Source organism: Campylobacter concisus (assembly GCF_002165775.1).
Lineage (GTDB): Bacteria > Campylobacterota > Campylobacteria > Campylobacterales > Campylobacteraceae > Campylobacter_A > Campylobacter_A concisus_E.
Genome location: NZ_NDYP01000006.1, coordinates 1 through 21,507, shown reverse-complemented (window position 1 = coordinate 21,507; position 21,507 = coordinate 1). Strand labels below are relative to the sequence as shown.

Genomic DNA, 21,507 nt, shown 5'->3' with positions numbered 1-21,507 from the left:
TAATTTTTTGTTATAATCCTTTAAAATTTTTAAAGGCCTAAAATGAATGAAAGAACGATTATTTTAGAGATGTTAAAGATGCAGCAAAGCCTAAATGATGAGACGAATGGGCTTGGCTGGGAAAATGGTTATACTAATAAAAATAAATTAATCAGCTGGAGGCGCTGCATATATATGGAGTGTGCTGAGCTAATCGATAGCTTTGCATGGAAGCACTGGAAGAGCATTGATGCAAAGACTGATGAGCAAAATTTACGCATAGAAGTTGTTGATATTTGGCACTTTATTATGAGCCTGGCTTTGCAAATTTATAAATCAAAACAGCTTGGAGATATAGAAACTTTAGCTGATGATATTTGCCAATCAAGCGGATTTAGTGAGTTTTGCAAAGAGCCACTAAAGATCGAAGACGAGAGCATTTATGAGATAATGAATGATGTTGAGATGCTTATACATGAGTGCAGCGGGTTTGACTACGATATATTTGATATTTTAAAAATTTACTTCTCTATGTCTTTAAAATGTGGCGTAAATTTATACTCACTTTATGAGTGCTATATCGCTAAAAACGTGCTAAATCGCTTCCGTCAAAATAATGGCTACAAAGAAGGCAGCTATAAGAAAAACTGGAACGGACGCGAAGATAATGAAGTGATGAGTGAAATTTTGTCAAATGGCGTTAGTAAGATAGGTGAAATTTACGCCACACTTGAGCTTGAATATAAAAAGGTGAAATGATAAACCTTCTTCGCCTTGGCTTTAAAGATTTTTTTACAGCCAAATTTATAGCGCTATCCATCTTGCCACTTTGTCTTAGCATTTTTAGTCTCACGTGGCTTACGATCTGGAGCGGCGGTGAGATATTTGATCTTTTAAGTGATAGCGCCAAAAACGAAAATTTTACCTTTTTAGAGCCAAACTCGGCGCTCTCTTTTATCGCTATTAAAATTTTAAGCTTTAGCGCCACAAAATGGATAGTTAGCATACTTTTTTATATTTTGAGCACCTTTTTAACGATCATCATTAGCATCGTGATCGCTCTAGTCGTAGCTGGCTTTTTAACGCCGGTTGTAGCCAAAGAGATAAACAAAAGGCACTACAACTACGTGCTTAAAAGCGAGGCTAGCACGGCTAGAGTGCTAAAGGTGATGATGATTGAGATCATGAAATTTCTTGGGATATTGCTCGTTTGCCTACCTCTTTTATTTGTACCAGTCTTAAATTTTTTCATCATCAACGTGCCATTTTTTTATATCTATTACAAACTTTTACTGATAGACGTTGGCTCAAACACTCTTGATAGTGATAAATTTGAGCTAGCACTGCTTGAAGGTGGCGGGATAAAATTTATAGCTTTTACACTTTTGTTTTATCTCATTTCGCTTGTGCCGCTTGTTGGGCTATTTTTTCAGCTTTATTTCGTGATAGTCTTGTCGCACCTCTTTTTTGAGAGAGAGGCACTTATAAAAATTTAGAGCCAAAAGGCCCTAAATTTATGCGTAGTAAGATACTTTGTTGCTCTCATCAAGCAATGTGTCAAATAGCCTTTTTGTGGCACTTAGTAGATTTTTGTTTGCATCATTTTTAGCTAGAAGCTCGTCAAACATCTTTAGCATATTGTCATTTATGAAATTTTTGTGATTTAGATCTTTTGCGTCAGGTAATATTTGCTTGATCTTGTTTGAAAGCTCACTTATGCTTTGGCTGCTACCAGCGATCTTGTCGCCCTCTTTGACGTTTTTCATAAATTCATCAACTTGTGGGCGAATTTGCTTCATCGCCTCTTCGATCTCTTTCATATCTTGCTCGTCTATGCCGTTTCCTTTATATAAAAACTCATAGCCGTATTCGTGCGTGAGAGTAAGGCTTCTTTGGCTTGAAGTGCCATTTTTATGGCTTGAAAACTCCAAACTTTTGTTGTCATACATCGAAAAGCTTATCTCATCGCCTGAGCTAGTTTTCATCGAAAAGCTCATGTTGTTGTAGCTTCCTTGAGAGTAAAAATTTGTTTGCATTTTTAAATCCTTTTGAGGCTAAATCGGCAAAATTTTAATTTCATAAAGCAAAATTTTGTAAAATGCGTCAAAAAAGGACGGGCGATGTGTTGTTTTGGGACTAGGATCTTTTTGCTGATGCTTATCACTGTTTTAAGCTTTGGCTTTGCTAGGCTCTACCCAGTTTTACCAGTCGTTGGCTACTACTTGATACTTGCAAATTTGCTCTCAATTTTGATGTTTTCATTATTTTTTAAAGGACTTTTGCCAAGCTTTGTAAAGGTTAATGCGATCCACTATTTTTCGCTAATTGGCGGCTTTTTAGGAGCATTTTTAACGATACTTGTTTTTAAAAGGGTCGCAAAAGATAAATTTACTCTAATAGAGCTCATTATTTTTACGCTTTGGGTGCTGATAATCGTCATAGTTATCTTTAAATTTCAAGTCATTCTTGACATTTTTAGAGGAATTTAGATGGATGAGAGAATAGTTAAATTTTTAAAAAAGATGCACCTTGCTAGCATTTGTGTCGTTGATGATGAGGAGCAGCCTTATGCTTTTAGTGCATTTTATACCTTTGATGAGCTAAATTTTAGCCTTTTGTTAGCTAGCTCTGATGAAAGCTCACATGTTAAATTTTTAAAAAATTCAAAGCTTGTTGCTGGTACGGTTGCTCTTGATACAAAGATCGTTGGCAAGATAGAGGGCGTACAGTTTCAAGGAGTGATGAGAGAGGCTAAAGAAAACGAAATAGAAATTTATTTCAAAAGATTTTTTTATGCAAAAGTAATGGATCCAAAAATTTGGTGCATAAATCTTGAAAAGCTTAAATTTACGAGCAATGTTCTTGGTTTTGGCAAAAAGATAAAGTGGGAAAAAAACGATAAAATTTAGACGTTAAGCTTATATAAGCTACAATCATTGAAAAATTAGAAAAAATAAGGAGAATCTATGAAATTTAGCGGAAAAAACGTGCTAATAACAGGTGCAAGCAGAGGTATCGGTGCACAAATCGCAAAGACGCTTGCAAATATGGGCTTAAAAGTGTGGATAAACTACCGCTCAAAGCCTGAGATAGCAGACGCTTTGCAAGCTGAAATCGAGAAAAATGGCGGCAAGGCTGCAGTGATAAAATTTGACGCGACAGACGAAGATGAATTTATAAAAGGTATAAATTTAATAGTTGATAGCGACGGCGAGCTAAGCTACCTCGTAAATAACGCTGGCATCACAAATGACAAGCTAGCGCTTCGCATGAAAACTAGCGAATTTACAGATGTGATAAATGCAAATTTAACTTCAGCTTTCATAGGATGTAGAGAGGCTTTGAAAGTGATGAGCAAAAAGCGCTTTGGAGCGGTCGTAAACGTCGCATCTATCGTTGGTGAGATGGGAAATGCAGGACAGGTAAACTATTCAGCCAGCAAAGGCGGACTAATCGCCATGAGCAAGAGCTTTGCAAAGGAGGGCGCAAGCAGAAATATCCGCTTTAATAGCGTAACTCCTGGTTTTATTGAGACTGATATGACGCATGGATTAAGCGATGAGGTGAAGAAAACTTATAGCGACAATATACCACTAAAACGCTTTGGTAGTGCTGGTGAAGTGGCCGAGGCAGTTGCATTTTTACTAAGTGATCACGCGAGCTACGTGACTGGTGAGACTCTAAAAATAAATGGCGGACTTTATATGTAGGTAAATTTCAGACAAGTTTTGAAATTTAAAATAAATAAAAGCGTAAATATTATAAGATAACAGACATTTTTTATAAGGAGACCTTAAAATGGCAGTATTTGAAGACGTAAGAGACGTAGTTGTAGAGCAACTAAGTGTAGATCCACAAGCAGTAAAATTAGAGTCTAAAATCATTGAGGATTTAGGCGCTGATTCACTTGACGTTGTAGAGCTAGTTATGGCTTTAGAAGAGAAATTTGAAGTAGAAATTCCTGATAGCGAAGCAGAGAAGTTAATAAGCATTCAAGACGTTGTTAATTATATAGAAAAACTAGGTAAATAATTAAAATTTACACAGTTTGATTTAAGGAGATGTATTGAAACGAGTCGTTGTAACTGGTATAGGCATGATAAACGCACTTGGCCTTGACAAAGAGAGTTCTTTTAAGGCTATTTGCGAGGGTAAAACAGGTGTGAAAGAGATCACAAGCTTTGATGTAAGTGACTTTCCTGTTAAAATTGCTGCCGAGATAACTGATTTTGATCCGAATAGCATTTTAGACGGCAAAGAGGTGAAAAAAGTAGATCGTTTCATACAGCTTGGCATAAAAGCATCTAATGAAGCTATGGCTGATGCGAATTTTAAAGAGTTTGATGCTCATAAATTTGGCGTTAGCTCGGCAGCTGGCATAGGTGGTTTGCCAAATATTGAGAAAAACTCGATTACATATTTTGAAAAAGGTGTAAAGAGAATTTCACCATTTTTTATTCCATCTGCACTTGTAAATATGCTAGGTGGTATAGTTTCTATAAATCACGGACTTAAGGGTCCAAATTTGTCTAGTGTAACAGCATGTGCAGCAAGCACTCATGCGATATCGCAAGCTGTAAAATGCATTATGATTGGTCAAGCTACAAATATGCTAGTTATCGGCGCTGAGTCTACTATTTGTGGTGTGGGTATAGGCGGCTTTGCAGCAATGAAAGCTCTCTCAACTAGAAATGATGAGCCAAGTAAGGCATCAAGGCCATTTGACGCAAATCGTGATGGTTTTGTAATGGGTGAAGGAGCCGGTGCGCTTGTACTTGAAGAGTATGAGTCAGCTATTGCAAGAGGTGCTAAAATTTATGCTGAAGTAGTTGGATTTGGCGAGAGTGGAGATGCTCATCATATCACGTCACCAACACTTGAAGGTCCATTAAGTGCGATGAAACAAGCACTTGATATGGCAAAAGGTGTAAAGATAGATTATGTCAATGCACATGGTACTTCAACACCTGTAAATGACAAGAATGAAACTGCGGCGTTAAAAGCAGTTTTTGGTGACAAATGTCCACCAGTTAGCTCAACAAAAGGTCAAACTGGACACTGCCTAGGTGGTGCTGGTGCGATCGAGGCTGTTATATCTATAATGGCAATGAGAGACGGTATTATACCTCCAACAATAAACTACGAAACTCCTGATCCAGAGTGTGATCTAGACTATGTTCCAAATAAAGCTAGAAAAGCTGATATAAAGGCTGTTATGAGCAATTCGTTTGGCTTTGGCGGCACGAATGGCGCCGTGATATTTAAAAAGTTGGATTAAGATGTCAAATTATTTAGATTTTGAAAAAAGCATAAAGCAAATTGATGAAGATATAGCAAATGCTAAGATCAGAGGCGATGAACATGCTGTTGAAATTTTAAATAAGAATTTATCTAAAGAGATATCAAAAATATATAAAAATTTAAACGAATATCAACGTTTGCAACTTGCTCGTCATCCAGATAGACCATATTCTATTGATTATATTAATGCGTTTTTGATTGATGGATATGAGATTCATGGAGATAGGGCATTTAGAGATGATCCAGCGATAGTTTGCTACATCGGCTATATCGGAGGCAAAAAGACTATTGTTATAGGCGAGCAAAAGGGCCGTGGTACTAAAAATAAGTTAAGAAGAAATTTTGGTATGCCTCATCCTGAGGGTTATCGCAAAGCTCTTAGAGTTGCAAAAATGGCTGAAAAATTTAATCTACCCATTTTATTTCTCATAGACACTCCAGGCGCATATCCAGGTGTTGGAGCTGAAGAGCGAGGACAAAGTGAAGCCATAGCTAGAAATTTATTCGAGTTTGCAAATTTAAAAACTCCAATAATTGCTGTTGTTATCGGCGAAGGTGGAAGTGGTGGCGCTTTAGCTATTGGTGTGGCTGATAGGCTTGCTATGATGAAAAATTCTGTGTTTTCAGTTATTTCACCAGAAGGCTGTGCGGCAATACTTTGGAATGACCCAGCTAAACAGGAACAAGCTACAAGATCTATGAAAATAACAGCTGATGATTTAAAAAGTCTATCACTGATTGATGCTGTTATAGATGAGCCGATAAATGGAGCCCATAGAGATAAAGATGGTGCTGCAAAAGCACTTGCAAATTATTTTATCTCAGAGCTAGCCGAGCTTGAAAAGTTTGATATAAATGATCTTGTAGCAAAAAGAATAGAAAAAATTCTCTCTATCGGAGCATTTGAAGAATAAATTTATAGTCACAACAATTTTATAAGAATACTTATCAAATTTGTTTGTGGCATCATCTACTAAAATACTAAAACAATTTAAAAATCTATATAAATTTAATCGATTTAACAACCATGATTTTACACTAGCTTTTTTATCTTTAAGATTTAAACACTAAAATTGTTAATGTCAAATCTACATAAAGAGTATTAATGGATAAATTTCAAGAAAAATATATCACTCTTTCAAAAGAATATTATAAAAATAATGGTAATGCTTCTAGTATTGAGGCACTCTATGAGTTTAAAGAAGAGTTGGAAAAATGTGATGACATTTGCGCAAAGTATGTTTTAGTCGATGTTTATCAGCTTTTATCTATGAGAAAGAGTGCTTACGACTTACTTTTAAAAATACACGACAAAAGTGATAAAAAACAGCTAAAGACACTTGGCTATCTAGTGCAATTCATTGACGAGAATGATAGATGGGCACTACCTCGCCCAAAAAGTAGAGATCAAATTTTAGCTCAAAAAGACAAAGCCATCACGTTACCAAAATTTATCTACCATCCTAATCCTTTAAGAACCGGTGTATTTAAAGATGATATGAACATAGTGTGTGAGTGTTGTGGCAAAGATACTGAAGTTTATTATAGCGGTAGCATTTATTGCGAGCAAGATATTTCGTATCTTTGTCCTACTTGTATTTCTAGCGGCAAGGCTGCCAAGAAATTTGATGCTACATTTGTACAAGATGCTGACAAACTAAATACAAGTGATGCTAAAAAGGATGATGAACTTTTTAGAAGAACCCCGGGCTACGAGAGCTGGCAGGGTGAGCATTGGATAGTTTGTTGTGATGATTATTGCGAATTTTTAGGTGACGTTGGTACAAGAGAGCTTGAAGAAAAGGGTATAGCAGACGAGGTCTTTGAGGACTACGCAAAAAGAGCCGAATACGACGATAAAATGCTACGCGAACATCTTGTTAAAGCTGGCGATATTGCTGGGTATTTGTTTAGATGTTTGCATTGTAAGAAGTATCATATATACGTTGATGCTTGTTAAAGAGGAAAATATGGATATTGCAAAAATTTCTAAAGGTTGTAAAGAGCGTGGACTGGATGAACTTTTTAGGCTTTTATTGCCACTAGCAAGAAATGCCATAAGGATAGATGCGCAAGCTAAAAATGACGATTATATCGCCGTTGGAGCGTCTAAATTCGGTGGCTTGCCAGATCTGCCAGATGGTTTATCGTGGCCGTTAAATGAAAATGGCGCTTTAAGTTTTGTGGCACAGATAAATTTTGCTGAAGCTAGCAAATTTGACATTGACTCACTACTGCCAAAAAGCGGAATGCTCTATCTCTTTTATGATAGAAATTTGCGTGTTTGGGGCTATGATCCTGCCGATAAAAACGGCTTTGCAGTGATCTTTTCTGATGTAAATCATGGGCCACTTTCTCGTAGGAGAGCGGAGAGCTTAGAAGGAGAGAATTCTACGTTTAACGCACGCTTGCTTAGCTTTGAAAATGAGATAAATTTGCCAAATTTACAAAGCTCGATTGTGCCATTTAGTAAAATTAGTGAAGCTGAGTGGGAGGCCTATCATGAGGTTATTGAGCCAAGCTGGCAGGCTAAAGAAAATAAGCTCCTTGGACACTCTGATAATGTCCAAGATGGTATGGAGCTAGAGTGTGAGCTAGTTACAAATGGGCTTAGCTCTGGTGATGGTAGCGCTTATCACCACCCAAGAATAGCGGAATTTGAGAAAAATTCTGCCCAGTGGCAACTACTTTTACAGATAGATAGTGATGATGAGGGCGACATGGACTGGGACGGAGAGGGCAGAATTTATCTGTGGATAAAAAAGGATGATCTTTTGGCGCGCGATTTTAGCAAGGCGTGGCTAGTTTTACAGACAAGCTAAGGCTGCTAAATTTATAAAAAATAAAAAACTAAAATTTGTAGAGAATTTATACTAGAGTTACCCAATAAATTTTTATTAGCATTCTTGGTGCGATTACCAAAAATTTACTGCCATTTATGCAATTATCTACTTAAATATATAAAATAATCAAAGATGGCAATGCCCAAATTTAGGCAAAATTTAGTAAAATCCTTAAAAATTTTAAAGGCAAAATATGTTTAATGGCTTGATCCATGAGATCGCACAGGTTGTTAGTTATTCACAAAATATTTTAAGACTAAAGACAAATTTTCGTCCAAATTTAGGCGATAGCATTGCTGTAAATGGCGCTTGCCTGAGCGTAATAAAACTACATGAAAATGGCTTTAGTGTGGAGCTAAGCGCAGAGAGTAGGGCAAATATCGCGGTTGAAAATTTAAAAGAAAGAGTGCATATCGAGCCAGCTATGAAGTTAGGAGACCGAGTAGATGGGCATTTGATGCAAGGACACATCGATTTTATCGGTAAAATTTCAAATATCAAAAAGAATGAGAATGGGGTTGATTTTTACATCGACTTGCCGCGCGAGGCTATGAGTTTGATGTCAAATAAAGGCTCGGTGGGCGTCGAGGGAGTGAGCCTAACCATAAATGAAATTTTGCCAAAGGGTATAAGGCTGACGATCATACCGATTACATTTAGAGATAGCCTTTTTGGTACTTTTAAGGTTGGCAGGCGCGTAAATATCGAAAGTGATCTTTTGGCTCGATACGTAGCTAGGCAGCTTTTTTGTAAGCAAGATAATGGCCTTAGCTGGGACGATGTTGAGCGAATTTCTAGCCTTTACTAGGTGGATAAAATGCGTAAAAATTTAGAGATCGTCTTTGATAAAAATGGCGTATTAGCTGGCTTTACAAATAGATTTGGCGGTGTGAGCGAGGGAGCTTTTGAGAGCTTAAATTTAGCAGATCATGTTGGCGATGATCCGCTAAAGGTCGCACAAAATCGTGAAATTTTAGCAACGGCGCTTGGTATTATGCCTGTTAATTTAAAATTTATGAACCAAATCCACTCAAATAGAGTGGAAATTTTGCAAGATTTTAACGACGATCTACCTCCGTGTGATGGTGTGATAACATCATTAAAAGGTGTGGCGCTTTGCGTCTTAGTCGCTGACTGTGCGCCTGTTTTGATAATAGATGAATATCTTGGCGTAGTCGCAGCTGTGCATGCGGGACGTGCAGGTGTTACTAGTAAAATTTGCACAAATGCGGTAGGACTGATGACAAGTAAGTTTGGTTGCCGCACTAGTAATTTACGCGTATTTATAGGCGCAAATATCAAAGTGCAAAACTACGAAGTAGGCAAGCTAGATCTTGGTAAATTTAACCGATATAAAAATGATGGAAAATTTGATATAAACACAGCTTTATTAGACGAATTTGCTAAGCTTGGGGTAGAGCAAATATCGCTAGATCCTCGTTGTACTTTTGAGACAGATGAATTATTCTCATACCGCAAACAAAGTAGGACTGGGCGTTTTTGCGGATTTGTGATGAATAGAGCTACATCAATAAATACTAAAAAATAAAAGCAAATTTTTAGCTTCATTACTTGCCTGTTAAAATTTGCCAGCTAAATTGTATTGAACGTTTTGATATTTAATTTGATCTAAAAAATGGCTAAATATAATAATTTTTAGCTACAATTTGACATTAAATATCAAAAATAACAATAAGGAAAATCATGAAAATAGGTAAAATTTTTGACTGCCATTATGCTAACAGGAGCCTTTTATATGGCGCAAGCACACATGTTTTGGGTAGATGGAGCTAATGATGAAAAGCTAGGAAAATTTATCGCAAACATGGGTTATAGCGACGATTTTCCAAAGCTAGAGCCTATTATGGCCGAACGCGTCCATCTTTCTGCGCCAATTACTGTAATAAGTAAAGATGGTAGCAAAAAGAAGCTTACGCAAAGTGGCGAGAACTACCGCTATGAGGGCGAAAGATTAGACAAAGGCACATATATCTTACTAGCACAGCAAAATCCTATGTATTCGCTTAAAAAACGTAGTGATGGCAAGTGGTTAATAGACAAAACTAAGCTTGATCTAAAGGATCTAAGCGATATACAGATTTGCCGGCTGATGACGATAACGTCTAAGAGAGTCTTAAATTTAGGTGAAACAAACGACTTCGTAACTAAACCTATTGGAGTTAAAATCGAGATCGTACCGCTACAAAACCCAGCGGAATTTAGAGTAGATAAGCCTTTTAAATTGCAGGTTTTTGCTGACGGAAAGCCACTAGGGCGAGCTAAGCTAACTGGTACTTTTGCTGGATTTTTAGACCATAAGCACGCGTTTTATGGTGTGACTGATGAGCAAGGCATCACTGAAGTGTTAGCTCTAAGGCCAGGATTTTGGGTATTTGAAGTGATTTATGAAAGACCTTATCCAGACGCTGCGAAGTGCGATAAAGAGACATTAAAAACGACGCTTAGTTTTGAGATAAAAGAATAAAAGTTTGATATAAATTTGAGTCCGAATTTATTATAAATTTTTTATAATCGCTTTGTAATTTTGAAAAGTAGAGAAAGAATGCCTTACGAAAACTTTAAATCAAAAAATCCTCTTGTGCTAAAAATCACTACAAATGCAAGAAAATTTGGCGTAGAAACGATTCAAAATGAGGAGTTTGTAAGCATTCTTTTAAATGTTAAGAAGCTTGAAATTTCATCCGAACAAAGGCAAGCATTGGCAGAAATTTTTGCTAAGTTAATAAAAATTGAAGAAGACTCACAATTAAGTAAATAAACTTTAGTTTAAATTCATATTACTTTAAGTATAATCCCCCTTTATTTCACACACGACAATCCTAAATTTGGTTGTGCAAAAGCATTAATGGTCGTGGAGGATAAAACTAAATTCAAGGCAAAATGCCTAAAACAAGGAGAAACTCATGGTAACTATGAGAGATTTATTAGAGTGTGGCGTACATTTTGGTCACCAAACACGCCGCTGGAACCCAAAGATGAAAAAATTTATCTTTGGCGAGAGAAAAGGTATCTATATTATAGATCTACAAAAGACTATCCGCTACTTCCGCTACACTTACAACATCGTTCGTGACGCAGCTGCTGAAGGTAAGTCAGTGCTATTTGTTGGTACTAAAAAACAAGCTATCGACGCTATCAAAGAGTACGCTGAAAAATGTGGAATGCCTTATGTAAATCACCGCTGGTTAGGTGGTATGATGACAAACTTTGGTACTATCCGTCAGTCTATCCGCAAACTAGAAGTTATCGAAACTATGGAAGAAGATGGTTCGATAAATTTACTAACTAAAAAAGAGGCTTTGATGCTTCGCCGCAAAAAAGAGAAGCTTATCGCAACTCTTGGCGGTATCCGCAATATGAAAAGTCTACCTGATATGATATTTGTTGTTGACACAGTTAAAGAAAAGATCGCTGTTCAAGAGGCAAATCGTTTAAAAATCCCAGTTGTAGCACCTATTGATACAAACTGCGATCCTGACGTTGTTGACTATCCGATCCCAGGGAATGACGATGCTATCCGCTCTGTTCAGCTTTTCTGCCAAGAGATGGCTGAAGCGATCAACGAAGGCAAATCACTTCTTGAGCAAGATGGTGGCGAGCAAGCTGCTGGCGAAGAAGTAAGCCAAGATGAGAAAGATGCAGTTGTAGCTGAGGCTATGAGTGAAGAAGACTTTGGTGAGGACGAAGAGTAATGGAAATAACTGCACAAATGGTAAAAGAGCTCCGTGAATCAACCGGAGCTGGTATGATGGACTGCAAAAAGGCACTTGGCGAAGCAAATGGCGACATGGAAAAAGCTGTTGACATCCTTCGTGAAAAAGGCCTAGGTCAAGCTGCTAAAAAGGCTGACCGCCTTGCAAGCGAGGGCTTAGTAAGCGTTGAAGTTTGCTCAAAATGCAAGAAAGCAACTATCAGTGAGATCAACTCTGAGACTGACTTCGTTGCTAGAAACCCACAGTTTCAAGCACTTGCAAAAGACGCAACAGCTCACATCCAATCAAGCGGCATAAAAACAGTTGAAGAGCTAAATGCGAGCACTTTAAATGGTGTTAAGTTTGAAGATTACTTCAAAACTCAGATCGCAACTATAGGTGAGAACCTTGTAGTTCGTCGCTTTGAGACTATTATTGCTGATGATAAAGGTGTGGTAAATGGCTATGTTCACTCAAATGGCCGTGTTGGCGTACTTATCGGTGCAGCTTGCGAAAGCGTAGAAGTTGCAAATAAAGCAGCTGATTTTATAAGAAATTTATGTATGCATGCAGCTGCTATGAAGCCAAGCGTTATAAGCTATAAAGACCTTGATAAAGATTTTGTTGAGAAAGAATTTATCGCACTTCGTGCTGAGCTTGAAAAAGAAAATGAAGAGCTAAAACGCTTAGGCAAGCCACTTCATCACATCCCTGAGTATGCTAGCCGCTGCCAGATAGGCGAGGCAGAGCTTGCAAAAGCTACAAAAGCGATCGAAGAAGAGCTAAAAGCTGAGGGCAAACCTGAGAAAATTTGGGACAAGATCATCCCTGGTAAGATCGAGAGATTTTATGCTGACAACACAGTGCTTGACCAACGCCTCACACTTTTAGGCCAGTTTTATGTAATGGACGATAAAAAGACTATTGAACAAGTTATTGAAGAAAAAAGCAAAGAGCTTGGTGGCAAGATCGAGATCGTAAAATACGTTCGTTTTGAACTTGGCGAAGGCTTAGAGAAAAAAGTAGATGACTTTGCTGCAGAAGTTGCTGCTCAAATAGGCTAATGGAAATTTTAAGAGCGTCTAATCTAGGCTTTGCGTATGATTATACGCTCTTTAATAATATAAATTTAACTCTCAATCAAAAACAAAGCATCGCGATAACAGGCGTTAGCGGTTGTGGCAAATCAACACTTTTACACATACTTTCGACACTTTTAAAGCCAAATTTTGGTGAGGTCATCTATCAAGATAGATCAATCTATGAGCTTTCACAAAACGAGCTTTTGGCTATTAGAAGGCTTCATTTTGGCATCATTTTCCAGTCACACTATCTTTTTAAAGGTTTTAGCGCTTATGAAAATATCGAGCTCGCAAGTATCTTATCTGGCGAAAAAATAGAAGAAAAAGAGCTTGAGTCGCTTAAAATTTCAAATGTGATAAATCAAAAAGTTGGTGAGCTAAGCGGTGGTCAGCAGCAACGCGTAAGTATCGCTAGAGTACTTACCAAGAAGCCAAAGATTATCTTTGCAGATGAGCCAACGGGTAACCTTGACAAACAAACAGCAAATGAAGTGATGCAAGTTTTATTTGACTATGTAAATGAAAATAGCGCTGCCCTTGTGCTAGTTACTCATGACAACGATCTAGCCGCAAAATGCGATAGCTCATACAAGCTTGTGAACAAAGAGCTTGTGCAAATTTCTTAAATTTTAAAAACTAAAATTTATTATTTTATCTTTAATATTTTTATAAATTTTTCCAATTTAGATTTATCTCTATCTTTATAATATAAATTTGTATTAAAAGATTTATACAAGAAGTAAAACTTTACCTAGCCAACCCATTAACTGGTTTTGTATTATTCTTATCAAAACTTTTTGTTTTAAAAATTCCTTTTCTTCTTTTGTAGGTTTATATTTATCTTTGAAGATTTTTTCTTAGCATCAATCTTTTGCTCTAATATAATCTTCTCATAAATTTTATATGTTAGCTTTCGGTATTCAAGGTAATTTCTAAACCATACCCATGTCCTACATCATATTGGTAGCTTGCACATTTTAACTCTTTAAGTTGTTGATGGTGAGCATGCATCTTTTGAATTTGTGCTGAAGTGTTGTTATCTATTACATTTGTATGGAGCTAGTGTCGCTATTATCAAATACGAAATACTCGTGGTTTTTGAGATTCTTGTACCAATCAATCACATCAGGATCACTAAAGAAATATACTCAGCCCTCTAAAATACCATTTTTGCCTTTATTGCTATGAATATCATCATTGTAAGCAATTGCCATAGGATCCATCTCATGACAAACTATACAGAAATTTATCTCCGCTTGTATCATAAAGTGCATAATGAACTGGCAAAACAACTAAAAATCCAAAATTTTACTTATAAAGATTATAGGCACTAATAGTTTTTGAAATTTTCAAGGTGTTACCCTCCCCATTCATTGTGGAATTTTATGCTCGTGCACTCATCGCAGTATAAAGTCGGACCATCATAAACTGAGTTGTGAGGATTTGCTTTTAGAGTATCCATAAATTTTAGTCCATCAGCTAAGAGCTTTTACTCTTATGACAGGATAAGAAGCCATTATCACTGGTCGCTGTGCTAATGTGCGCCAATAGCTACCAATGAATTATTCTAAAAGAATTTATAAGCGAATAGTCGGACTTTATAATTAGAGAAATTTTGTGCTTTATGATAAGAGAAAAGGATTTTAAATCTCTTCTTTGATTTTTTTGTAAAGCTCTAAAATCTCATCTTTTTTAATGATAAAGCTATTTTTATTTGCTATTAGATAAGCTGAGCTTTGCATGATATCACCAGCGATCTTTAGTCCGTTTTGTTTCATAGTTGAGCCAGTCTCGACTACATCAACTATTGCATCGCTTAAGCCAACTAGTGGTGCAAGTTCGATCGAGCCATAAAGTTTGATGATCTTTACAGCTACAGCTTGTTTTGTAAAATAATTTCTTGTTATATTTGGCATTTTTGTGGCTATTTTTAGCTCTGGCTGGTTTAGATCTAATTCAGAGTTATTTTTTATACCAATGCAAACTTTGCATTGTCCGATTTTTAAATCCAGTAGCCTTACAACATTTGGCTTGTGCTCTTCAAGTACGTCAAGTCCCACCACACCGATATCAGCTGCACCTTCAGTGACATAAGTTGGGATATCTTGGTTGCGAACCATTAAAAATCTAAAATTTCCTTCTTCAAGGATTAGTTTTCTATCTTCAAATAAAAAACTTGAACCAAAAATTTTTCTAAAAATTTCTAGTGTTGCCTCAGCTATTCTTCCCTTCGGTAGTGCTACTGTTATCATATTATCATATCTTTCTTTTCAGTTATTAGCTTTTGCATGGCACGAAAAACTAGCATCTTGTCGCAAATAGCATTTTTAAAAAATTTTGACAAAAAGTCGCCATCTCCACCAGTAAAATAGACTTTTTTGTCACCGGCTAGCTTATCTAGTAGAGTTATTATTGGTTTAATAATGCCATAACTCACAGCATCGGCTGTTTTTTGTGGTAGTGCATCTATGTCAATTTGTGAATTTATAGTAATATCAAGTCGTGGAGAGATACTTTTGTAGGCGTTTAGCATACTTGAAATGCCTGGCAAGATATATCCTCCAAGATGGATAGAATTTGCCATAATGTCAACTGTTATGGCGCTTCCAGCATCAACGATTACGCCATTATTTATAGAGTAACATGCTGCGATTCTATCTACACCTAGACCCTGATATATCGTATCAATAGTAAAAAATGGTTCTAGATCCACAAACATCTTATTATCTTTTAAAATATTTAAAATTTCATCATTTACGGATATAAAATATACTTTTTTTTCTGGCTTATAGCTTTTAAACTCAGAAATTTTCATACGTGAGATTTTGCCATCTTCTAAAAATGTAGCGTTAGTATTGCCTATATTACACAAAATCATAACATCGCCAATTATTGTCTTGTAGTTCTTTTAAGGCTTTAGAACAAATTTCTGAGCTATAAAATATAGTTTTTTTTCTTAAGCTTGTTTGGAATTTCGTCTCTATTTTTTTAGAAATTTCTTCAAGCTCCAAAGCCTCTTTGCGTAGTAATCTACTTTTTGCTGTTCTTAAAAAGATAAGATTATAAAAGCTCTTATTGTCCACTCCCCAAAAGATATCAAGCGTCTTTTTTGTGCTAAATTCACTTGTATTAAGTGCTTTGATATCTTTTAAAAGGATTTTTTTGGCTTCAAAAAGCTCCCAAATTTTTTGGTTCATTGCCCTAAATTAACAAGTTCATTATCATAATAAAAGGCACCACTGCCCATAAAGCTTTTATCTTTTATCTCATCGCTAAATTCATAAATTTCAGCTCCACTGAGGTCTAAATTTGTTTTTATAACGTAGCCTGTTTTTTCGATTACGTAGAGCTTATTATTGATAATAGTGGCTGCTGAGAAGATGGCAAATTTGAAATTAACTTTATTTTGCTCTTTTAACATAAGATTTGTTCTTACGATCGTACCATCTTTTTTAAAGATATAAATTTCATCGTTATTAACTAATACATCTTTGATCTCGCCGTCATAATAGACCGTTTGGCTTGGGTTAATGACGATAAGTTTTTTAGCTGTTGCTGCGATTAGATTATCGCCCTCAACGCCTAAGAATATGATGTTATTAAAGAAATTTTCAGAACTTACGACCACGTCACGTAAAATTCTACCAGTCTCTTTTTGTACTATATAAATTTTGCCATCTAATGCCGGATAAACGATAAGCGAGCTCATAAAAAATGGTGCTACGACCCTTGAATCAACTGCTGCTATATTAGACGAGCTATATTCCATTATTGTTGTTGCGGTATTTATGTCTATTAGATAGATGTGGTTTGCCGCGCTGATAGCTGCTAATAGGTTTTGATCAAGAGAGGCAGCAACGATTGCTGTTGAAAATTTATTACTATAAACGCTGTGTCCGCTAGGATCTGTCACATTTAGATCGCCATTTATACTAGCTGAAATGATAAAGCCGTTGTTTTCATTTAAGAAATTAAAATTTTCAGGCAACTTAATGTTTGTATTTAGGCCGTTTTTGGTGATAATATTGCCGTTATCAAGAGTGGCACCATTTGCATTTGCTGATTTGATATAAGATGGCATATCTTTTGACAAAGAAATTTTGCCAGAGGTTTGAGCTGGCTCGAAATATTGTCTTTTTGTGCCACATCCGCTTAAAACTAAAGCCAAGGCAAAAGCCAAGAAAAGAGTAATTTTTTTCATTATTTTATTCCCTGATAGTGTTTTAAATTTTTAACTAAAGTTTGAAGTTGAGAGTCGAGTGAAATTTTATTAAACTCATCATTTGCTTCTTTGATTTTGTTTTGTTTTAAAAGCTCAAAACCTTTTAAGAGTGTGCTATATTCGCTTAAAATTTGAGTGTTTGCATTACCATTTTGTGAAAGAATGATATCTTTTACTATAGGATTTACTTTTAAATTTGCAAGCTCGCTAATGCCATTTGTCTCATTTTTATCAAGCTTTTGCTGAAGCGAAAAAAGTGCATATAAATTTGGTTCTTTTTCTTTTAAAATGCTTAAGGCATTTGCATCGTTTGGATTTAAAATGAGCTTTGAGTAAGCCAAATTTGCATCTTCAATTCTATTATCATTTATTATTTTGTTCGAATAAAATCCAATAATTGCAATGACAGCAACAATAATGGCAATTATCATAAATTTTTTATACTTTCTAAAGAAACGCTCACCTTTGATCATGCTTTCTAAAAACTGTTCTTGAGCACCAATCTCTTGTTTTATCTGTGTTAGATCTTCTTTTATAGCCAACGCTTTTCCTTTATTTTTAAAAAATTTTAATTCGCAGATTTTAACATAATTAAATTAAAACTATCCCAAAATTAAAGCTTGAATGTGATATAATGGCTCAAAACTAATTAATAAGGTTACTTATATAATGCAAATAGATGATACTCTTTTAAATAAATTAGAAAAACTTTCTGCCTTACAAATCAGTGATGAAAAAAGAGAAGAAGTAAAAAAACAACTAAGTGAGATTGTATCTTTTGTTGATATTTTAAATGAACTTGATCTAAGCAGCGACGAAGCTGTAGTTAGCTCTATAAAAGGTGGCACGCCTTTAAGAGAAGATAAGCCAAGACCAAGTGATGTGATTGATACGATCTTGAAATACGCTCCTTCACGTGAAGGGCATTTTTTTGCTGTACCAAAAATAATAGAATAATGGTAAAGATATGGATCTAATCGAACAGCTTCAGGCAAAGAATTTAAGTGTAAAAATACCAGAAGATAATAGCCTTAATAATCTTGCTGGCGATATAAAAACACTTTTAAAAACTGTTGTGAGTAATAAGGCAAGCGATCTTCACCTTGTTTCAAGATCTGAGCCACAAATAAGAGTAGATGGTGCTTTAAAGCCTATTGATTTTGGCGTATTAAGAGGCAAGGATATAGAGAATTTATGTTTTGCTTTGATTACTGATGAACAAAAAAGTGAACTTGAGAATAATAAAGAGCTTGACTTTGCGATCGAGCTTCCAGATATTGGTCGCTTTCGTGGCAACTATTACTATACCATGAATGGTGATTTAGCTGCTGCTTTTCGTATAATCCCAATCAATATCCCATCTCTTGATGAGTTAAATGCTCCACAAATTTTTAAACACATTATTAAGCGTGAAAAAGGTCTTATTTTGGTTACTGGACCGACAGGAAGTGGTAAATCAACAACTCTTGCAGCTATGCTTAATGAGATAAATTTAAATTATAGAAAGCATATTATTACAATTGAGGATCCAGTCGAGTTTGTGCATAACAATAAAAAAGCTCTATTTTCTCACAGAAATATCGGTACTGACGCAACTTCTTATTCAAGGGCTCTAAAATCAGCGGTTCGTGAAGATCCAGATATCATACTTGTAGGCGAGATGAGAGATAGAGAGACGATTTCAACGGCTATTACGGCGGCTGAGACCGGACACTTAGTCTTTGGTACGCTTCACACAAATTCAGCCATTCAAACTATAAATAGGATCGTTGATAGTTTCGATGGGAGCGAGCAATTACAAGTAAGAAATATGCTTAGCGTTTCGCTAACTGCTGTCGTTTCACAAAGTCTAATCCCAAAGATAGGCGGTGGAAGGTGCGCAGTGCATGAAATTTTAATAAACAATATGGCTATCTCAAACTTGATACGTGAAAACAAAATACATCAAATTTACTCTCAGATGCAGCTAAATCAACAACAAACTGGCATGAGTACGCAAACTCAGGCTTTGATGAAAGTACTAAAAGAGGGTAAGATTACAAAAGAAAATGCACTAGCTTATTCAACTAGCCAGCAAGAACTTCAAAATTTAATAGGAACTATATAATGGATTTAGTAACGTGGTTTGATATTATTATTATCGCTCTTGTCTTGATGCTTGGCATAAAAGGCATATTAAATGGACTTATCAAAGAAGCTTTCGGACTTATCGGACTTATCGGCGGCTTAATTATAGCTAGCAGGTTTTCAGATCTATCTGGTGAGTTTATAACTAAAAATATATATAAATTTGAAAATCCTTCATTTTTACAGTTTGTCGCATTTATCTCTCTTTGGCTAGTTTTTTGGATAGTTTGCTTGCTAGTTGGTAAATTTTTATCAAAAATAGTTTCGGTAAGCGGACTTGGTTTTTTGGATAGACTTGGTGGATTTGTTATGGGAAGTGGAAAAATTTTCTTAACATTTTCGGCAGTAGTTGCTGTAATATCTGGCACCTCGCTAAATAATATAATTGCACCTTATTTCGCGAATAGTAAAGTCTATCCGGTTTTGATAGAAACTGGCAAATGGATAACAAATCTTGATGTGAAAAATATCAAAAGTGAGTTAGATGAGATAGTGGCAAGACCAATGGATACAAATAAAACTGACGCATTTATCTCAACGGATGCAAATGCTAGTGTAAATACTGACTCTAATATCACAAAAGGGGAATAAGATGATAGAAAATTTAGAATATGATGCGTTGCTTGAGAAATTCAAAAGAGTGCTTCGCGACAATGGTTTAAAATACACGAAACAGCGTGAAATTTTACTAAAAACGCTATACAACAATGGTGAACACTTTACTCCGGAAAGACTTTATCTTTTTATAAAAGAAACGCACCCTGAGCTAAATATTGGTATCGCAACTGTTTATAGAACACTAAATCTACTTGAAGAATCAGAAATGGTGACATCAATCAGCTTTGGTTCACAAGGCAAAAAATTTGAGCTTGCCACAAAGCCACATCACGATCATATGATATGCAGAAAGTGCGGCCTTATCATAGAATTTGAAGATCCAATGATAGAAAAAAGACAAATCAGTATCGCAAAAGATCATGGCTTTAAACTAACTGGTCACATGATGCAGCTTTATGGAATTTGTGAAAAATGCTCAAAAAATAATATAAAGGGAAAGTAAGGTGATATTTGACAACCAACATGAGATTCAACGACTACAAAGCATAGACGAACTAAGAAATTTAGGCATTAATCCATATCCGCATTTTCTTAGAAGAGATATGAATATCTCTAAATTTAGACTAAAATTTAACTACATTAATGATACAGAAGAAAAAAAAGCCGAGGGTCAGCTAGTAGGTCTTGCAGGTAGAATAAAACTAATTCGTGATGCTGGAAAAGCGGTTTTTGCAAATATCGAAGATGAAGATGGAAATTTACAAATTTACTTTAGCAATAAAACGCTTGATCCAGAGTGGTTTAAAATCGTTAAAAAATACGTAGAGATAGGCGATATCGTCTATGTTAGAGGTTATGCATTTATAACAAGAACTGGCGAATTTTCCATGCATGTAAGCGAGCTTAGCCTTGCTTCAAAGTCGATAAGCCCACTTCCTGAGAAGTATCATGGTCTAGTTGATGTTGAGACAAGATATCGCCAAAGATATCTTGATATGATAATGAATCCTGAAGTTAGAGCAGATTTTAAAAGACGCTCAGTGATTATTAGCACGATTAGAAGATTTTTTGAAGAAAAAGGCTTTTTAGAAGTTGAAACACCGATGCTGCACCCAATAGCAGGCGGTGCAAACGCCAAGCCATTTATCACTTTTCACAATGCACTTGGAGTCGAGAGATACCTAAGGATCGCACCTGAATTATACCTCAAACGTCTTATAGTAGGTGGTTTTGAAGCTGTTTATGAGATGAATAGAAATTTTAGAAACGAAGGCATGGATCTTACTCATAATCCTGAGTTTACAAGTATAGAGTTTTACTGGGCATACCACAACTACCACGATTTAATGGGCATTACAGAGGATCTTTTTAATGTCATTTTAGACAAGCTAGATATGGAAAAAGTTGTAAATTTTGACGGTATGGAGATTGATTTTAGTAAGCCATTTAAGCGAATAAGCTACAAAAAAGCTCTCGTTGAGATCGGTGGACTAGATGAGAACATAATAAATGACAAAGATAAAATTTTAGTAAAACTAAGAGCTGATGGCCTTGAAGCAAATGAGAAGCTTGATCTTGGTCACTTGCAGGCTGAGCTATTTGATAACTATGTAGAGAGCAAACTAATCCACCCAACTTTTGTTATTGAATATCCGATTTCGATCAGTCCACTTTCAAGAAGA

Annotated in this window: 29 protein-coding genes; 22 read left to right on the top strand and 7 right to left on the bottom strand. The window is 35.9% G+C overall.

All coding sequences use genetic code 11. The features are described from left to right. Positions 1–42 precede the first annotated feature (42 nt). The gene (gene dut / locus B9N66_RS06270; protein WP_087580363.1) at positions 43–738 is read left to right on the top strand and encodes a dUTPase; all 696 of its coding nucleotides are present in this window, start codon (positions 43–45) and stop codon (positions 736–738) included. Next, entirely contained in the window at positions 735–1,475 is a 741-nt protein-coding gene (locus tag B9N66_RS06265; protein WP_087580362.1) for an EI24 domain-containing protein, read from the top strand. The genes dut and B9N66_RS06265 overlap by 4 nt, the downstream gene beginning before the upstream one ends. Positions 1,476–1,493: 18 nt before the next feature. On the opposite strand, the gene B9N66_RS06260 is transcribed toward B9N66_RS06265, so the two are convergent. Further along, entirely contained in the window at positions 1,494–2,015 is a 522-nt protein-coding gene (locus tag B9N66_RS06260) for an ATP/GTP-binding protein (RefSeq protein ID WP_087580361.1), read from the bottom strand. Positions 2,016–2,099: 84 nt separating this feature from the next. On the opposite strand from B9N66_RS06260, the gene B9N66_RS06255 reads away from it, so the two are divergent. The 15 genes from B9N66_RS06255 to B9N66_RS06185 all read left to right on the top strand — a co-directional run bounded on the left by B9N66_RS06255 (position 2,100) and on the right by B9N66_RS06185 (position 13,544). Then, on the top strand, positions 2,100–2,468 hold the full coding sequence (locus B9N66_RS06255) for an L-arabinose ABC transporter (protein ID WP_257639790.1): 369 nt from the start codon (positions 2,100–2,102) through the stop codon (positions 2,466–2,468). Next, positions 2,469–2,888 (top strand): hypothetical protein, encoded by a 420-nt coding sequence (locus B9N66_RS06250; RefSeq protein ID WP_087580360.1) that lies wholly within the window; start codon positions 2,469–2,471, stop codon positions 2,886–2,888. It abuts the gene before it with no gap. A gap of 57 nt (positions 2,889–2,945) precedes the next feature. After that, complete coding sequence (gene fabG / locus B9N66_RS06245) at positions 2,946–3,689, top strand: 3-oxoacyl-ACP reductase FabG (RefSeq protein WP_087580359.1); 744 nt, start codon at positions 2,946–2,948, stop codon at positions 3,687–3,689. A gap of 88 nt (positions 3,690–3,777) precedes the next feature. Continuing rightward, positions 3,778–4,011, top strand: coding sequence for an acyl carrier protein (acpP, locus tag B9N66_RS06240; RefSeq protein ID WP_021091725.1), 234 nt, complete (start codon positions 3,778–3,780; stop codon positions 4,009–4,011). Positions 4,012–4,045: 34 nt separating this feature from the next. Then, on the top strand, positions 4,046–5,257 hold the full coding sequence (locus B9N66_RS06235; protein ID WP_087580358.1) for a beta-ketoacyl-ACP synthase II: 1,212 nt from the start codon (positions 4,046–4,048) through the stop codon (positions 5,255–5,257). Position 5,258: 1 nt separating this feature from the next. Beyond that, the gene (accA, locus tag B9N66_RS06230) at positions 5,259–6,194 is read left to right on the top strand and encodes an acetyl-CoA carboxylase carboxyl transferase subunit alpha (RefSeq protein ID WP_087580357.1); all 936 of its coding nucleotides are present in this window, start codon (positions 5,259–5,261) and stop codon (positions 6,192–6,194) included. 191 nt (positions 6,195–6,385) lie between these two features. Continuing rightward, entirely contained in the window at positions 6,386–7,240 is an 855-nt protein-coding gene (locus B9N66_RS06225) for a CbrC family protein (protein ID WP_087580356.1), read from the top strand. Next, entirely contained in the window at positions 7,230–8,102 is an 873-nt protein-coding gene (locus B9N66_RS06220) for a YwqG family protein (protein WP_180382076.1), read from the top strand. The genes B9N66_RS06225 and B9N66_RS06220 overlap by 11 nt, the downstream gene beginning before the upstream one ends. Before the next feature lie 214 nt (positions 8,103–8,316). After that, entirely contained in the window at positions 8,317–8,931 is a 615-nt protein-coding gene (ribE, locus tag B9N66_RS06215) for a riboflavin synthase (protein ID WP_087580354.1), read from the top strand. A gap of 9 nt (positions 8,932–8,940) precedes the next feature. After that, positions 8,941–9,672 (top strand): peptidoglycan editing factor PgeF, encoded by a 732-nt coding sequence (gene pgeF / locus B9N66_RS06210; protein WP_087580353.1) that lies wholly within the window; start codon positions 8,941–8,943, stop codon positions 9,670–9,672. A gap of 207 nt (positions 9,673–9,879) precedes the next feature. Further along, positions 9,880–10,608 carry a DUF4198 domain-containing protein gene (locus B9N66_RS06205; RefSeq protein WP_180382075.1) on the top strand — a complete coding sequence of 243 codons (729 nt, stop codon included), beginning with the start codon at positions 9,880–9,882 and terminating at the stop codon, positions 10,606–10,608. 78 nt (positions 10,609–10,686) lie between these two features. Continuing rightward, positions 10,687–10,902, top strand: a complete 216-nt coding sequence (locus tag B9N66_RS06200; RefSeq protein ID WP_087580351.1) for an acetyltransferase — start codon at positions 10,687–10,689, stop codon at positions 10,900–10,902. Positions 10,903–11,047: 145 nt separating this feature from the next. Next, positions 11,048–11,836 carry a 30S ribosomal protein S2 gene (rpsB, locus tag B9N66_RS06195; RefSeq protein ID WP_002941277.1) on the top strand — a complete coding sequence of 263 codons (789 nt, stop codon included), beginning with the start codon at positions 11,048–11,050 and terminating at the stop codon, positions 11,834–11,836. Continuing rightward, positions 11,836–12,900, top strand: coding sequence for a translation elongation factor Ts (tsf, locus tag B9N66_RS06190; RefSeq protein ID WP_087580350.1), 1,065 nt, complete (start codon positions 11,836–11,838; stop codon positions 12,898–12,900). The genes rpsB and tsf overlap by 1 nt, the downstream gene beginning before the upstream one ends. Beyond that, the gene (locus B9N66_RS06185; RefSeq protein ID WP_087580349.1) at positions 12,900–13,544 is read left to right on the top strand and encodes an ABC transporter ATP-binding protein; all 645 of its coding nucleotides are present in this window, start codon (positions 12,900–12,902) and stop codon (positions 13,542–13,544) included. The genes tsf and B9N66_RS06185 overlap by 1 nt, the downstream gene beginning before the upstream one ends. A gap of 522 nt (positions 13,545–14,066) precedes the next feature. On the opposite strand, the gene B9N66_RS09935 is transcribed toward B9N66_RS06185, so the two are convergent. The 6 genes from B9N66_RS09935 to B9N66_RS06155 form a co-directional block, all read right to left on the bottom strand. Further along, complete coding sequence (locus B9N66_RS09935) at positions 14,067–14,183, bottom strand: NapC/NirT family cytochrome c (protein WP_257639789.1); 117 nt, start codon at positions 14,181–14,183, stop codon at positions 14,067–14,069. 378 nt (positions 14,184–14,561) lie between these two features. Continuing rightward, entirely contained in the window at positions 14,562–15,170 is a 609-nt protein-coding gene (hisG, locus tag B9N66_RS06175) for an ATP phosphoribosyltransferase (protein ID WP_087580348.1), read from the bottom strand. Beyond that, positions 15,167–15,796 (bottom strand): type III pantothenate kinase, encoded by a 630-nt coding sequence (locus tag B9N66_RS06170; RefSeq protein ID WP_084041953.1) that lies wholly within the window; start codon positions 15,794–15,796, stop codon positions 15,167–15,169. Before B9N66_RS06170 ends, hisG begins: the two co-directional genes overlap by 4 nt. Further along, positions 15,783–16,115: a hypothetical protein gene (locus B9N66_RS06165; RefSeq protein WP_087580347.1), complete on the bottom strand. Its 333-nt coding sequence runs from the start codon at positions 16,113–16,115 to the stop codon at positions 15,783–15,785. Before B9N66_RS06165 ends, B9N66_RS06170 begins: the two co-directional genes overlap by 14 nt. Further along, on the bottom strand, positions 16,112–17,119 hold the full coding sequence (locus B9N66_RS06160; RefSeq protein WP_087580346.1) for an L-seryl-tRNA selenium transferase: 1,008 nt from the start codon (positions 17,117–17,119) through the stop codon (positions 16,112–16,114). Before B9N66_RS06160 ends, B9N66_RS06165 begins: the two co-directional genes overlap by 4 nt. After that, positions 17,119–17,682, bottom strand: a complete 564-nt coding sequence (locus tag B9N66_RS06155) for a hypothetical protein (protein WP_087580345.1) — start codon at positions 17,680–17,682, stop codon at positions 17,119–17,121. Before B9N66_RS06155 ends, B9N66_RS06160 begins: the two co-directional genes overlap by 1 nt. Positions 17,683–17,809: 127 nt before the next feature. Between B9N66_RS06155 and gatC the strand changes: the two genes are divergently transcribed. The 5 genes from gatC to lysS all read left to right on the top strand — a co-directional run. Continuing rightward, positions 17,810–18,097, top strand: coding sequence for an Asp-tRNA(Asn)/Glu-tRNA(Gln) amidotransferase subunit GatC (gene gatC, locus B9N66_RS06150; RefSeq protein WP_087580344.1), 288 nt, complete (start codon positions 17,810–17,812; stop codon positions 18,095–18,097). Positions 18,098–18,107: 10 nt separating this feature from the next. Next, positions 18,108–19,247, top strand: a complete 1,140-nt coding sequence (locus B9N66_RS06145; protein WP_087580343.1) for a type IV pilus twitching motility protein PilT — start codon at positions 18,108–18,110, stop codon at positions 19,245–19,247. Next, positions 19,247–19,858, top strand: a complete 612-nt coding sequence (locus tag B9N66_RS06140) for a CvpA family protein (RefSeq protein WP_087580342.1) — start codon at positions 19,247–19,249, stop codon at positions 19,856–19,858. The genes B9N66_RS06145 and B9N66_RS06140 overlap by 1 nt, the downstream gene beginning before the upstream one ends. A gap of 1 nt (position 19,859) precedes the next feature. Further along, positions 19,860–20,327 (top strand): Fur family transcriptional regulator, encoded by a 468-nt coding sequence (locus B9N66_RS06135; protein ID WP_021091630.1) that lies wholly within the window; start codon positions 19,860–19,862, stop codon positions 20,325–20,327. 4 nt (positions 20,328–20,331) lie between these two features. Next, the coding region (lysS, locus tag B9N66_RS06130; RefSeq protein ID WP_257639793.1) for a lysine--tRNA ligase at positions 20,332–21,507 on the top strand (1,176 nt) is incomplete at its 3' end.

What these genes read in the sequence shown, in the direction of transcription:
- dut (WP_087580363.1), top strand. Translation starts at nt 43, where the DNA reads ATGAATGAAAGAACGATTATTTTAGAGATGTTAAAGATGCAGCAAAGC.
- B9N66_RS06265 (WP_087580362.1), top strand. Translation starts at nt 735, where the DNA reads ATGATAAACCTTCTTCGCCTTGGCTTTAAAGATTTTTTTACAGCCAAA.
- B9N66_RS06260 (WP_087580361.1), bottom strand. Translation starts at nt 2,015, where the DNA reads ATGCAAACAAATTTTTACTCTCAAGGAAGCTACAACAACATGAGCTTT.
- B9N66_RS06255 (WP_257639790.1), top strand. Translation starts at nt 2,100, where the DNA reads ATGTGTTGTTTTGGGACTAGGATCTTTTTGCTGATGCTTATCACTGTT.
- B9N66_RS06250 (WP_087580360.1), top strand. Translation starts at nt 2,469, where the DNA reads ATGGATGAGAGAATAGTTAAATTTTTAAAAAAGATGCACCTTGCTAGC.
- fabG (WP_087580359.1), top strand. Translation starts at nt 2,946, where the DNA reads ATGAAATTTAGCGGAAAAAACGTGCTAATAACAGGTGCAAGCAGAGGT.
- acpP (WP_021091725.1), top strand. Translation starts at nt 3,778, where the DNA reads ATGGCAGTATTTGAAGACGTAAGAGACGTAGTTGTAGAGCAACTAAGT.
- accA (WP_087580357.1), top strand. Translation starts at nt 5,259, where the DNA reads ATGTCAAATTATTTAGATTTTGAAAAAAGCATAAAGCAAATTGATGAA.
- B9N66_RS06225 (WP_087580356.1), top strand. Translation starts at nt 6,386, where the DNA reads ATGGATAAATTTCAAGAAAAATATATCACTCTTTCAAAAGAATATTAT.
- B9N66_RS06220 (WP_180382076.1), top strand. Translation starts at nt 7,230, where the DNA reads ATGCTTGTTAAAGAGGAAAATATGGATATTGCAAAAATTTCTAAAGGT.
- ribE (WP_087580354.1), top strand. Translation starts at nt 8,317, where the DNA reads ATGTTTAATGGCTTGATCCATGAGATCGCACAGGTTGTTAGTTATTCA.
- pgeF (WP_087580353.1), top strand. Translation starts at nt 8,941, where the DNA reads ATGCGTAAAAATTTAGAGATCGTCTTTGATAAAAATGGCGTATTAGCT.
- B9N66_RS06205 (WP_180382075.1), top strand. Translation starts at nt 9,880, where the DNA reads ATGGCGCAAGCACACATGTTTTGGGTAGATGGAGCTAATGATGAAAAG.
- B9N66_RS06200 (WP_087580351.1), top strand. Translation starts at nt 10,687, where the DNA reads ATGCCTTACGAAAACTTTAAATCAAAAAATCCTCTTGTGCTAAAAATC.
- rpsB (WP_002941277.1), top strand. Translation starts at nt 11,048, where the DNA reads ATGGTAACTATGAGAGATTTATTAGAGTGTGGCGTACATTTTGGTCAC.
- tsf (WP_087580350.1), top strand. Translation starts at nt 11,836, where the DNA reads ATGGAAATAACTGCACAAATGGTAAAAGAGCTCCGTGAATCAACCGGA.
- B9N66_RS06185 (WP_087580349.1), top strand. Translation starts at nt 12,900, where the DNA reads ATGGAAATTTTAAGAGCGTCTAATCTAGGCTTTGCGTATGATTATACG.
- B9N66_RS09935 (WP_257639789.1), bottom strand. Translation starts at nt 14,183, where the DNA reads ATGATACAAGCGGAGATAAATTTCTGTATAGTTTGTCATGAGATGGAT.
- hisG (WP_087580348.1), bottom strand. Translation starts at nt 15,170, where the DNA reads ATGATAACAGTAGCACTACCGAAGGGAAGAATAGCTGAGGCAACACTA.
- B9N66_RS06170 (WP_084041953.1), bottom strand. Translation starts at nt 15,796, where the DNA reads ATGATTTTGTGTAATATAGGCAATACTAACGCTACATTTTTAGAAGAT.
- B9N66_RS06165 (WP_087580347.1), bottom strand. Translation starts at nt 16,115, where the DNA reads ATGAACCAAAAAATTTGGGAGCTTTTTGAAGCCAAAAAAATCCTTTTA.
- B9N66_RS06160 (WP_087580346.1), bottom strand. Translation starts at nt 17,119, where the DNA reads ATGAAAAAAATTACTCTTTTCTTGGCTTTTGCCTTGGCTTTAGTTTTA.
- gatC (WP_087580344.1), top strand. Translation starts at nt 17,810, where the DNA reads ATGCAAATAGATGATACTCTTTTAAATAAATTAGAAAAACTTTCTGCC.
- B9N66_RS06145 (WP_087580343.1), top strand. Translation starts at nt 18,108, where the DNA reads ATGGATCTAATCGAACAGCTTCAGGCAAAGAATTTAAGTGTAAAAATA.
- B9N66_RS06140 (WP_087580342.1), top strand. Translation starts at nt 19,247, where the DNA reads ATGGATTTAGTAACGTGGTTTGATATTATTATTATCGCTCTTGTCTTG.
- B9N66_RS06135 (WP_021091630.1), top strand. Translation starts at nt 19,860, where the DNA reads ATGATAGAAAATTTAGAATATGATGCGTTGCTTGAGAAATTCAAAAGA.